Below are 12123 nucleotides of genomic sequence, written 5' to 3'. Positions count from 1 at the left end.
GGCGGAATCCACCGAAATGATGGGTACGCGGCCGTCGCCGCAGTCGGCGTTCACGGCATCCGGGCAGGCCAGGACTCTGAACGGGCTGTCAACAAACTGTTAGCGTGGCCGGATTCCGACACCCCTCATGTTCCGAGGCTCTCGATGAAACATCTCTCGCGGAGGCAGTTCGCCGCTTCGTCGCTCGTACCGCTGGGAGCCGCCGCGCTCCTGCCCGCGGCGCCCGCCCACGCCCAGGAGACAGCCGCTCCGCAGACGGCCCACCGCAGTTCCGGAGACCCCTTCCGGGACGGGCTCTCCGACGTACTCGACCTGCACGGTCTTCCCGAGGCGGCCCAGCCCCCCGGGGACAATCCGCTCAATGTCTTCGCCGACCTCGGCGCCTGGCACGCCTACGGTCTGCCATCGGCGAAGGACCACGCCCATCTCGGAGGCTTCAGCGGGCCCCTGTATATCGCCGAGGAGTACCCCTGGTACCTGAGCCGGGCCTTCAGCCGCTTCGGGCTGGCCGACGAGCGCTCAGGGCGGACCGTGGACCTGTCGGCGGACCGGTCGCCCCGCCTTGAGGCCCGGCCGGGGCTCCTGACACAGTCGTACGCCGTGGACGGGCTCCACGTGACCCTGGAGCTCCGGTACGCCGACCACCGCACCGCCCTGGTCAGGGCGACGGTCCAGAACCGGGGGCACCGGCACCGTGAACTGCGCGCCCGCTGGACGGGCGCCCTGCTGCGCCACACCAGCGAGCCGGTGCGCAGCGCGCCGCGGCTGCACGCGACCGGTGACGGCGTCGCGGTCCGGTTCGCGGAGGTCCGCTCGTTCAAGGACTTCCTGACCACCGCGCAGACCCGGTTCGAGGTGGTGCACGCGGGCCCTGTCCGCACCACCGTCCACGGCGACGAGTACCGCACGACCGCACACCGGCCGACGGAGCTCGCGCCGGGCGCGACCGCCACGTTCGTCTGGACCGAGTCGTACACGTTCACCGACGCCGAGCGTCGCGCGAGTAGCCCGGCGGTACGGGAGGCGCTGGCGCACCCGGACCGGGTCGCGGACCGGGCAGACCGCCGGTGGCAGCTCTATCTGACCCGCGCCCTGGGCGGGGTGGCCTCCGACCGCCGCCGGGTCGCGGCGAAGGCGGTGCAGACCCTGGTGACCAACTGGCGCAGCCCGGCCGGCGCGCTCCGCAAGGACGGCATCACTCCCTCGCTCACCAACACCTCGTTCGCCGGGGGCTTCTGGGCCTGGGACTCATGGAAGGAGGCCGTCGCGACGGCTGCCTTCGATCCCGGACTGGCCGCCTCCACCCTTGAGTCGATGTTCGACTACCAGATCAGCGCGGACTCCCCGGACCGCCCGCAGGACGCCGGGATGGTGCCGGACGCACTGTTCTACAACGACATCCGCCAGGGCGGCCTGAACTGGAACGAGCGCAACTCCAAGCCCCCGCTGGCTGCCTGGGCCGCCTGGCAGGTCTTCGAGCGCGGCGGCGGCCGGGCGTTCCTGCGCCGGATGTACCCCAAGCTCAAGGCGTACCACGCGTGGTGGTACCGCGACCGGGACCACGACCGGAACGGCCTCGCCGAGTACGGCGCCACGGTGGACCCGGCCAACAACAGCACCAAGGAACGGAGGCTGGCGGCCGCCTGGGAGAGCGGGATGGACAACGCTCCGCGGTTCGACGACACCCAGGTGCTGACCAACACCGACCGGTCGGGGCGCACCATCGGCTACTCGCTGGCCCAGCAGTCCGTCGACCTCAACTGCTTCCTGTACGCGGAGAAACGCTTCCTCGCACGGATGGCCACCGAGCTCGGCTGGCGGGGCGAGGCAAAGGACTGGAACCGTGAGGCGGATGCCCTGCGGGACCGGATCAGGACCCGGACGTACGACCCGGGCACCGGCTTCTTCTACGACTGCGGTCCGGACGGGGGCGGCCCGCTGACGGCGGCAGGCAAGGGCATCGAAGGAGCGGTACCGCTGTGGGCCGGGGTCGCGACCGCCCGGCAGGCCGCCGCTGTCCGCACCGCGCTCACCGACCCCGCGCAGTTCCGCACCCCCATGCCGCTGCCGACGGTCGCGCGCGACAACCCGAAGTTCGACCCGACCGGTTACTGGCGCGGTCTCGTCTGGCTGGACCAGGCGTACTTCGCCCTGCGCGGTCTGTCCGACTACGGCTACGACCGGGATGCCCGAGCCATCGGCGAACAGCTGCTCAAGCATGCGGACGGCCTGCTGGGCGACGGCCCCATCCATGAGAACTACCAGCCGCTGACCGGCGAAGGAGAGAACTCCTCGAACTTCTCCTGGTCGGCGGCGGTCGTTCTGGAAATGCTGCGCGACGGGTGAGGGGTCCGGGATACGGCGGGGGCCCCGACCCGTCCTGAGACGGGCCGGGGCCCCCGCCGTTCCCCGGCATCACGGCCTGAGAACTGGCCTGGAACTGGCCTAGGACTGCGGTCGCTTGCCGTGGTTGGCCGCGTGCTTACGGCGTGCCTTCTTCTTGCGGCGTCGTTTCGATGACATGGCTACCTCCCGCGTCTGAGAGCTTTCACGGGACACTCCGGTCAAGGACCGCCCCGAGTTCTGGACGTCCCACGTTTCCACATGGGCCGGGGCGACGCGATTCGACGCGCTGTCGCGCATGTACGGCGGAGTGACAACCCGGGATTCCTGGTGGCCACTTCACCGATCCTCCGTGGTGCGGAGGTTGTGGAATCGGAAGGTGCACCTGGGTCCGTCCCAGGCGGTCTTCGAGCATCGCCCGCCCGGCGGGAGAACACCCTTCCTGCGAACCGCTCCGGCACTCGCTGCGTGCCTCAGTCCCCGGACGGCTGGGACAGCGGGCGGACCTCGGTCGCCGTGACACGTCCGCCGATCTCGACCCAGCCCGCACCGGAGACCCGTACGACGAGGTCGGACCCCTGCCCCTGGCTGATCCGCAGATCACGCCCCAACTCCTCCGCGAGCAGCATCGCCGCGGCGCCGGTCGCCTCGTCCTCGTCGATGGCGTCGCCCCGCCGGGGAAAACCGCGCGCCCGGATCGTGCCCGCGGCCTCGTCCGCCCAAGCCCACGCATACAGCCAGCCATCGCCGGGCGGCGGCGCCGGCAGGGCGTCGACCACCTCGACGGACGGGAATCTCTGGGTGCGCTTGCCCGACACCCACTCCGCCCGGCCACGGATCCAGGTGAACTCCCCCTCGGTCCAGGTGGCCACGTCCCCGGCCACCGTCCGCAGGACGTCGGCCGGTGTGCCGCGGTCCCGCAGCAGCCACGCCGTGCCGATCAGCGGGTAGCCCGCGAAAGGCAGCCGCACGCTGGGTGTGTAGATGTCCACCTCGCCCCGCGCTGCGTCCTCCACGAACACGGTCTCCGAGAAGCCCAGTTGCCGGGCGACCCGCAGCCGCTCGGCCGTACCCGGCACGGCCGCCCCCTCACATACCACCCCCAGCGGGCTCCCCCCGGTCCCGTCCGGGCGTACGAACACGTGCACCACCGCGACGTCAGTCATACGGGAACTCAAACATGTGGCTGCCGTGGCTCCCGCGGCGTCCAGCACTCCCCGGAGTCCCTGAACTCCCGGAATGACCGGAACTCCCCCAGCGAAAACAGGTCGTGACGCCCGCGGGCGCGCTGATAGGACAGGCATATGGATGCCGATGCTGAATCGCTTGACCCACTGGACCATCTGATCGCCGAGCGCGCCTGCGAACGGCTGATCATCGAGTTCGTCCGCCGGCTCGACCTGGGAGACCCGGGCGAGGTGGCCGAACTCTTCACCACCGACGGGGTCTGGGAGTGGGCCGAGGGCGACCGCAGGATCCAGGGGCGTGAAGCACTCCGCGCCTACTTCGGTTCCCGGCCCGCCGACAGGCTCTCGCGCCGTGTCTGTACGAATATCCTGGTGACCGTCACATCCGGGACGACCGCGACGGCGACCCACTACTTCACGACGTACCGCGTCGACGGCCACACCCACGGCATGGAGCCCCCGCGGCTCCCGGCGCAGGTGGGCCATTACGAGGACACGTTCCGCAAGGCCGGAGGCCGGTGGCTCCTCGATACCCGTGCGACGTTTCTGGCTTTCGCCGGGCCGACCGCGCGTGTTCCGGGCGAGCCGGTTCACACGGCGTGAGGCGCCACCGCCCCCATCTGGAGCGGTCCAGTGCGTTACGCGTAGAGCTTCGCCCAGGTGTGGGCGCCCACCTCTCCGTCGACCGTGAGGCCGTGCACCTTCTGGAACTTCTTGACCGCGGCGAGGGTCTTCGCCCCGAAGTCGCCGTCCACACCGCTCCACGGCAGATCGTGCCAGTTGGCGAGCAGGCACTGGGCCTGGGAGACATGCGATCCGTGGTCGCCGTAGACGGTCAGTGCCCTGCCGCTGTAGTAGGCACACGCCGCCTGCGGTGACATCCCGTCCGATGACGCGGCTGCCGCGCTGTGCGCGGTGGCCGCGCCGGTGAGTGCGAGCAGCGCCGCGGCACCGGCTGCCAGCGCCGTACGCCTGATTCGAGCCATGGTCCGTACTCCTCTCTGCGGGCCGGGGGCGCCCCTGTTTCCGCGGTCGGGGCGCCTCCGGTGCTCGGACTGTCAGCAGTCGGGAACGCCTGCGATCTTGCGTCCGCCCTGCAGGAAGACGTTGCTGACCCAGGCGTCGTCACTGCCTGTCGTCAGCGTGACCTTGCTCCACCAGGGGTTGGTTCCGCCGCTGGGGTCGGCCACGGGTGTCGTGTTCTTGTTGGTCTGGCACCAGTCGGTGAGGTGGATGTGCGAGACGGTCGCCAGCACGGTTGCGCTGGTACGCGGTGCCTCGCGCAGGTGGACGCTGGTGGCGTAGACGTAGACCGTCTTCGACGCCGGCTGTGCGTCGGCCGCCTGTGCGGTGGGCGCGACGAGCAGCGCCCCCGCCGTGAGTGTGACGGCTCCCGCCGCTATCAGTGCACGTCGGTACAGCATGGTGTGAACCCCCGTAGAACTGAGTGAAAGTGAATCGGATTCGGAACCCGGGCCGGGCTCGGCCCGGCCGGACCAGAGGATCGAGCCGGATCGGCCGGTGGGACGGTCAGGTCGCGGCCCCGTACCCTTTTACGTTGCTGCCGCCACCGCCCCCACGTATTGGAGAAAATCGCGCCCCTCTCCACAACGGCGAAAACCCGACGGTCCGCCGCCGCAACGCCCTTGACCGTCCGGTCTCATCCAGTCGCATCCGATCTCATCCGGTTCCGTTCGGGCCTTATCCGGCCAGGACGAGGCTGGTGGTCTCCCCCGGCAGCCGGTCCACCGGCGGCCCGCCGCGCCGGGCCGGGAGCCGGCCGCCGAGGAACGCCGTCGCGGTCAGCCCGGTCATGGCTTTGAACTCCCGGCACAGGTGGGCCTGGTCGTAGAAGCCGCAGGCGGCCGCGACCTCCCCGGCCGGCCGGCCGCGGACGAGCTGACGACGGGCGCGCTGCATGCGCAGTACCCGCGCCGCCGCCTTGGGGCGCTGGCCGATCTGCTGCTGGAAGCGGTGCTCCAACTGCCGTACACCCCAGCCCACATCGTCCGCGAGCCGGGGAATCGGCAGCGTCCCTCCCGACCGTCCGAGCAGGGTCCAGGCCCGTACGATCTGCGGGGCGGGGCGCGGTCCGGTGGCGGCCCAGGCCGCCAGTGCCGTGTCGAGGAGCCGGAACCGCCCCTGCCAGCTGGGGACTTCGGCCAGTGCGTCGGTGAGCGCCGCGATCCGGCCACCCGGCAGCTGGAGCGGATCCACGGATTCGGCGGCCAGGTCGTGCTGGTCCGCGTCGAAGAGGGCGAAGGCCATCCAGGGGGCCAGGCTCACCTCCATCCCGTAGAGCCGTCCGCCGTGCTCGGCCAGGGTGGCGCAGGTCCGCAGCCCCGAGAGGACGGACATCCGGCGGAGCGGGCGTTCCGGACAGTCGGAGCGCGTGAGTGTGATCGGGTGTTCTTCGAACGCGAGCAGCAGGGTCGCCGCGCTGATCGGCGCTTCCAGACGCAGGCGCGGGTGGTCGAGCGCCAGCCGGAAACCCCGGTAGGCGAGCACCCCGGGCCGTAATCGGGGATGCGGAAGCGCATCGGCTGCCTCCCAGGTGCCCATCGGACAGGCCCGGAGGTCCATGTCTCTGGTTGTCATGTCGAAGGCGACGCGAGGCCCCACGGAGCGGTTCCCTCCGATTCCCGCCCGGAACGGGACCGTACGGGAGAATCGCCCGCCCCCGCAGCGACCCGGCGTCCGAGCGTCGTGGGCCGGGCCTGACGCGGCCCCGTACCGCTGCTTTACGCCTTGCTGTACGGTCGGGACATGTCGAAGCCAGTGACGATCCGGGTCGATGACGAATTGCACGCGTTGCTCAAGGAACGGGCCGAGGCCGAGGGAACCACGGTGACCGCGCTCATCACCCGTGCCGCACACGACGCCGTCCGCGACCCCCGTCTCGAAGGCGCCGCCGAGGTGTTCCGCTCGTTCGTCAGCGACAACGCGGACGCGTTCGACAGCGCCTTCCCGGAGGACGCGCCGTCCTTGCTGGACGCACCGGGGCGGGCCGCCTGAGGTGGAGCTCCATGTCGACATCCGCTGGCTTCTGGAGCGCCAGGCGGAGGCGCTGCCCAAGCATCCGCACATCCACGACTTTTCCAGCCTGGTGGCCGCCGTCGGCCGGCATCGCGTCAACACCCCCAGGGTCGGCGCCACGGTCGACAACTCCTGGCGCGCCGCCGCGCTGATGCACGCGGTCATCCGGTTACGTCCACTGCCCGCCCGCAACGCGCTGTTCGGCGTGGGTCTGGTCGTCGCGTACATGGACGCCGCAGGCGAGGGCATCGACGCACCCTACGGGGCGCTGATCGACCTGGCCCGCGACATCGACACCGGGCGCTGCGACGCGTACGACGCGGCCGACCGCATCCGGTCCTGGCGGATCTGACCGGCCGGCGGAGCCATCACGGGTGCGGTGCGCCGCCCGGCAACTGCCAGGCGTGGACCGGGTGTCAGGCGGGGGCGCCCTGCCCGCGGCCTCCGGCCACATAGGACGTCAAGTCGCTGCCCAGCAGCTCGGAGACGAGCCGGTGACCTGCCTCGCCCGCCGACGCGGACGGCTTGTGTTCCCCGGCCGCGTGGCCCGACGCGGCGCCATGGCCCGAGGCGGCAGCATCGCCCGATGCGGCGGCCGCGGCGGCGGCGCTTCCCAGAACGGCCTGAGCGACCAGGGCACTTGCGGCCAGGAGCTTGGGGAACGTTCGCATACGAGGCGCCTTTCTCGGCAGAAGTCCGGGTGGCGGAACACGGTCCGTGGCCCCCCGCTGTCCCTCCCAGTGTGTGCGTGTATTTCGCTGCGGCCGCTCGCCGGGATTGCTCTCGGCACTGCGTTCACCCGAACGGGGCGGCGCACCCGGCACGGGAGGGGCGTACGCCCGGCGACGTACGCGCGCCGGGCACGCGAGAATGGCGGGTGCGGGGAACGAAGTCCGACGAGCATGGTGATGGCTGTGGACAGAGCAGGCGGCAGGGGCGCCCTGCCTACGCTGGATGCGTTTCTGCGGTGCCTCGGACCGCAGCCGACCGCCGGCCGGAGCCCGGCAGACCCGGCAGTCCGCACCACGCCCGCAGACCTCACCGACCCGGCGCGGCTGACGGACCACGGCGGCCGGGCGGTGGCCGGAGCGGTGCCCGCGAGTGTGCCGTACACCGGCGATGACATCCGGGACCTGCTGGTGGTCGCGGAGCCGGACGAACCATGGCTGCTGGACCGGGATGCCACCGGGCTCCGGCTGAGCGCGCTCGCCGGAGCGGGCGCCACCGGGCTCCTGGTGAACGGTCCCCTCCCGGCCTCCGCGCACCAGGCGTTGGTCTCGGCCGCCCGGCGGTACGACGTCCCGGCGATCCTCGTCCCCGGTCTGCCCTGGCTCCGCGCCGCCCGCATCATCAGCGACCTGCGCAACGCAGCGGCCGAAGAGCGTGCGGCATCGCTCAGCGGCCTGCTGGAGGCCGCCCGCCCGGACAGGGACGGCGGTGCCGTGCCGCTGCTGGAGTGGCTGTCCGCCGCCGTGGAGGGCACCGCCGGGATCCTCGCGCCCCACGAGGACGCTTCCCGGGGGCCGGCGCCCGACGCGGTCGAGGCCCTCCGTGCGGGGCGGACCACCGCTTCCGGGACGCGGAGCGGTTCCACGCAGCTCCGGATGTACGCGATCGGAACGTCGGAGCCGCATCCGGTGCTCGTCGTGACCCGCCCCGGCGCCTTCCCGCCCGGGGCCGCGGAGTCGGTGCGCCGGGTGCTCCCCTTTCTTGAGGAAGCCGTACGCCATCCGCTCACCGGGCCCGAAGGTCTGGAGAGCGCCCAAGTCGCGGTGCTCCAGCTCCTGATGGGCGGGCTGGTCACCTGGGCCAGGAGAACGGCTCACGCGCTGCGGCTGAGCCGGACGGCCATGGCGGCGCCCGCTGTCCGCGTCCATATCCTCCAGTGCCCGCCGGGGCTGCGCGACACCGCCGCCGGCCAGTGCAGGCAGCAACTGCGGGAGACGGGTCTTGTGGTGCGGTGTCCGGTCGACGACGGTCAGGTGATCATCATCACCGCGGCGCCCGATGGCCACGGGGCCGACGACCCGGCCCGCGACGCCCTGGCATCCCTCGTGGCCGTAACCCCCGCGTACCGCCTGGGGACCAGCCGCCAGGCTCCGCTGGCGGCGACCGCGGGGGCGTACGAAGAGGCGACCCAGGCGCTCGCCGTGGCACGGAACCGGGCGGGACGGGTCGCCGCGTACGAGGAGGAGGCCGATCTGCCCCGGCTGCTCCCGCCGGCCGCGGACTCCTGGTCCGGTCGTTTCCTCCAGCCGCTCGACCGGCTCCCGGCCGGGAGAAGGCCGGAGATCGCACACTCCGTACGTCTGGGGCTGGCTTTCGGCATCAGTGGCGCGGCGACGCTGAGCGGACAGCACCGCAATACGGTGCGGGCCCATCTCGCACGCACCGCGCAGCTGCTCGGCCTCGATCTCCGGCGCCTGGGCGACCGCGCCGTACTGAGTCTGGCGCTGCGGATCGAGGACCTGGCGGCGGACGGCGCGTCCGGGACGGCGGCGGACGCGGAAGATCCGGACGCGCCCGCGGCCCCGGGCCTCCACCCGTCCACGGCCCCGGACCTCCACCCGTCCGCGGCCCCGGCCCTGTCCCCGTCGTCCCCGGCCTCAGCCCCGTCCCGGGACGCCGGTCTGCGCGAGCTGCTTCGGCATCCGCTCTGCCAGGAGTGGGCCGCCCGTTTCCTGGCCCCGCTCGACACCGTCCGGCGCCAGGATGTCCGGCGCACCGTCACGACCTGGGTCCTCCGCGGCGCCCGGACGGAGGAGACCGCGAACCGGCTCCGGCTGCACTCCAAGACCGTGCTGGCCCATCTGGCCACGGCGGAGCGGGTTCTGCAGCGCCCGCTCATCGAAACCCACCGGCGGATCACCGAGGGCGACGACAGCGCGAACGGATTCAACGGACCGCACGATGTCGTACTCGCACTGCATGTCGCCTCCCCCGAGCTGGGCATCCTCGACAGCCGGCTGCTCGACGGCTGAGAGCCCGGATGCGCGGTGGCTGGGGGGGGCGGATGCGCAGGGGCTGGGAGGGACCGGATGCGCAGTGGCCGGGGGTCCGGTCCCTCCCTCACCGCCGGTCCGGCTCGGCGCATTCGGGCTTGTGCAGCGATGAGGGGTGACGGGGAAAACTTGTGCACCGGCGCCGTTCCGCGTGCCCGGAGCGGCGGCTAGCGTCCCTGGGGAGATCGCTTCGCGTCCGCGGTTGCGACGTCACCGTCGCCCCGGGCGGACCAGCGCATCGCACTCGGGTCACCGGCCCGGCTCTGACCGGTACAGGGGTTCGGTCAGGGCCTGCCGGCGGGCCGCGCCGCATCGGCCGGGCGCCTCGCCGCCCGTCCTCCCTCTCCCGCTTCGGACAGCGCCGAGGGGCAGGGACGGCCATGTCCACCGACAATGGGGTACTCGGGCCCGGAGAAGGCAGCCGGGCGCCCGGCAGACTGTCGGAGGTACGGCATGACAGCGAGCGGACAGCCGGAGCGGCCCACTGGCGACCCGGCGCGCACGGAGCAGACGGCGAGGACGGCTCCGGCGGAGCAGACGGCGCGGACACCGCGGGCCGGCCGGCCCGCCGGGCCCGCGCACGGCACGGTGACCCATCAGCTGATCGCAGACCACCTGGTCGAAGGGCGGATGGACCCCGGGACCGAGATCGGGCTGCGCGTGGACCAGACACTCACCCAGGACGCCACCGGCACGCTGGTCATGCAGGAACTGGAGGCGCTCGGCCTCGACCGGGTACGCACCGAGGCGAGCGTGCAGTACGTGGACCACAACATCATCCAGACCGACGAGCGGAACGCCGAGGACCACGCGTTCCTCCGCTCGGCCGCCCGCCGCCTCGGCGTCTGGTACTCGAAGCCCGGCAACGGTGTGTCGCACCCCGTCCATATGCAGCACTTCGGTGTCCCGGGCCGGACACTCGCCGGTTCCGACTCCCACACCTGCGCCGCCGGGTCCCTCGGTATGTTCGCCGTCGGCACCGGGGGGCTGGAGGTCGCACTGGCCATGGCGGGCCGTCCGCTGCGCATCACCATGCCGCACATCTGGGGCATCCGGCTGACCGGGTCCCTCCCCGAGTGGGTCAGCGCCAAGGACGTCGTCCTGGAGATGCTGCGCCGGCACGGTGTGAAGGGCGCGGTGAACCGGGTCCTGGAGTACCACGGTCCCGGGCTGGCCTCGCTGTCGGCGATGGACCGGCATGTGATCGCCAATATGGGGGCCGAACTCGGCGCCACCACCACGGTGTTCCCCTCCGACGACGCCGTACGGGTCTTTCTGCGCAGCGAGGGGCGTGAAGAGGTCTGGACGCCCCTGCGGGCGGCGGACGACGCGGTCTACGACCTGGACGAGGAGATCGACCTCTCCACGCTGGAACCGCTCATCGCCCGGCCCACCTCGCCGGGCAACGTGATGCCGGTGCGCGAGGTCGCGGGTGAGCCGGTGGGCCAGGCGGTGATCGGTTCCTCCGCCAATCCCGGTCTGCGTGACTTCGCCATGGCCGCGGAGATGGTCCGCGGCCGGCAGACCCCGCCCGGGGTGAGTTTCGACGTCAATCCGACGTCCCGGGAGATCCTCCAGGACCTCAGCCGTTCCGGTGCGGTCTTCGATCTGATCGCGGCCGGGGCCCGGATCCACCAGGCCGGCTGTCTGGGCTGTATCGGCATGGGCCAGGCCCCGGCGGTCGGCCGCAACTCACTGCGTACGTTCCCGCGCAACTTCCCCGGCCGGTCCGGCACTCAGGACGACGCGGTGTGGCTCTGCTCTCCGGAGACGGCGACCGCGTCGGCGCTGAACGGAGTCATCACCGATCCGCGCGACTGGGCCGCGGAGACCGGTCTCGCGTACCCGGTGGTCGGGGCGCTGCGCTCGGAGCCGGTCAACACCGCGATGCTCGAACCCCCGCTGCCGCCCGAAGAGGCGTCCCGGGTGGAGCTGGAGCGCGGCCCCGGGGTCTCCGCGCTGCCCGACCTCGATCCGCTTCCGGACAGTGTGACCCTGCCGGTGCTGCTGAAGACCGGCGACAACGTGTCGACCGACGAGATCTCGCCGGCCGGCGCCAAGGCGCTGCCGTACCGCTCCAACATCCCGCGCCTCGCCGAGTTCACCTTCACCCGCATCGACCCCGACTATCCGTCCCGCGCGGCCGGTTGCCGGGACACCGGCGGGCACCTGGTCGTCGGCGGGGACAACTACGGGCAGGGTTCCTCGCGTGAGCACGCGGCGCTCACACCCCGGTATCTGGGGCTGCGGGTGGTGATCGCCAAGTCGTACGCGCGGATCCACTGGCAGAACCTGGCCAACTTCGGGGTTCTGGCGCTCGAATTCGACGACCCCGCCGACTACGACCGTGTCGGGCAGGGCGACGAGATCCGGCTCGACGGTCTGCACGCGGCTCTCGCACCGGACGCCGAGCCGTCCCTGGTCGCCGTCAACACCACCCGGGACGAGAGCTATCGGGTTCACCACCATCTGCCCGCCCACCGCCGCCGTACCGTCCTGCTCGGCGGCATCATCCCGGCGGTCGCCGCCGAGGAGGCGGGGCGCTGAAGCGAGTG

11 protein-coding genes are annotated in these 12123 nt (G+C 72.0%); 6 read left to right on the top strand and 5 right to left on the bottom strand.

Annotated features, from left to right (window positions below; genetic code table 11):
- The first annotated feature begins 144 nt into the window (after window positions 1-144).
- Entirely contained in the window at window positions 145-2346 is a 2202-nt protein-coding gene (locus tag ACWGKJ_RS19505; protein ID WP_385031179.1) for an MGH1-like glycoside hydrolase domain-containing protein, read from the top strand.
- 470 nt (window positions 2347-2816) lie between these two features.
- On the opposite strand, the gene ACWGKJ_RS19500 is transcribed toward ACWGKJ_RS19505, so the two are convergent.
- On the bottom strand, window positions 2817-3509 hold the full coding sequence (locus tag ACWGKJ_RS19500) for a PhzF family phenazine biosynthesis protein (RefSeq protein ID WP_385032334.1): 693 nt from the start codon (window positions 3507-3509) through the stop codon (window positions 2817-2819).
- 138 nt (window positions 3510-3647) lie between these two features.
- Here ACWGKJ_RS19500 and ACWGKJ_RS19495 point away from each other — a divergent pair, with 138 nt between their 5' ends.
- The gene (locus tag ACWGKJ_RS19495; protein WP_385032337.1) at window positions 3648-4133 is read left to right on the top strand and encodes a nuclear transport factor 2 family protein; all 486 of its coding nucleotides are present in this window, start codon (window positions 3648-3650) and stop codon (window positions 4131-4133) included.
- 35 nt (window positions 4134-4168) lie between these two features.
- On the opposite strand, the gene ACWGKJ_RS19490 is transcribed toward ACWGKJ_RS19495, so the two are convergent.
- The 3 genes from ACWGKJ_RS19490 to ACWGKJ_RS19480 form a co-directional block, all read right to left on the bottom strand.
- Window positions 4169-4516 carry a peptidoglycan-binding domain-containing protein gene (locus ACWGKJ_RS19490; protein ID WP_385032339.1) on the bottom strand — a complete coding sequence of 116 codons (348 nt, stop codon included), beginning with the start codon at window positions 4514-4516 and terminating at the stop codon, window positions 4169-4171.
- A gap of 72 nt (window positions 4517-4588) precedes the next feature.
- A complete protein-coding gene (locus tag ACWGKJ_RS19485) occupies window positions 4589-4954 on the bottom strand; it encodes a peptidase M23 (protein WP_385032342.1) in 366 nt (121 codons plus the stop codon).
- Between the two features lie 277 nt (window positions 4955-5231).
- Window positions 5232-6128, bottom strand: coding sequence for a helix-turn-helix domain-containing protein (locus ACWGKJ_RS19480; protein WP_385032345.1), 897 nt, complete (start codon window positions 6126-6128; stop codon window positions 5232-5234).
- Window positions 6129-6296: 168 nt separating this feature from the next.
- Between ACWGKJ_RS19480 and ACWGKJ_RS19475 the strand changes: the two genes are divergently transcribed.
- Together ACWGKJ_RS19475 and ACWGKJ_RS19470 are read left to right on the top strand one after the other, a co-directional pair.
- Entirely contained in the window at window positions 6297-6545 is a 249-nt protein-coding gene (locus ACWGKJ_RS19475) for a ribbon-helix-helix protein, CopG family (protein ID WP_385032348.1), read from the top strand.
- A gap of 1 nt (window position 6546) precedes the next feature.
- A complete protein-coding gene (locus ACWGKJ_RS19470) occupies window positions 6547-6918 on the top strand; it encodes a toxin Doc (RefSeq protein ID WP_164263198.1) in 372 nt (123 codons plus the stop codon).
- Between the two features lie 64 nt (window positions 6919-6982).
- On the opposite strand, the gene ACWGKJ_RS19465 is transcribed toward ACWGKJ_RS19470, so the two are convergent.
- A complete protein-coding gene (locus ACWGKJ_RS19465) occupies window positions 6983-7237 on the bottom strand; it encodes a hypothetical protein (RefSeq protein ID WP_385032351.1) in 255 nt (84 codons plus the stop codon).
- Window positions 7238-7480: 243 nt separating this feature from the next.
- Between ACWGKJ_RS19465 and ACWGKJ_RS19460 the strand changes: the two genes are divergently transcribed.
- Entirely contained in the window at window positions 7481-9547 is a 2067-nt protein-coding gene (locus ACWGKJ_RS19460; protein WP_385032354.1) for a helix-turn-helix domain-containing protein, read from the top strand.
- A gap of 474 nt (window positions 9548-10021) precedes the next feature.
- Entirely contained in the window at window positions 10022-12115 is a 2094-nt protein-coding gene (locus ACWGKJ_RS19455) for an aconitate hydratase (RefSeq protein ID WP_385032357.1), read from the top strand.
- The last annotated feature ends 8 nt before the right edge of the window (window positions 12116-12123 follow it).

The sequence above is a fragment of the Streptomyces sp. NPDC054757 genome (assembly GCF_053612185.1).
The sequence above is the reverse complement of the archived record's forward strand: the minus strand, read 5'-3'. Positions and strand labels throughout refer to the sequence as shown.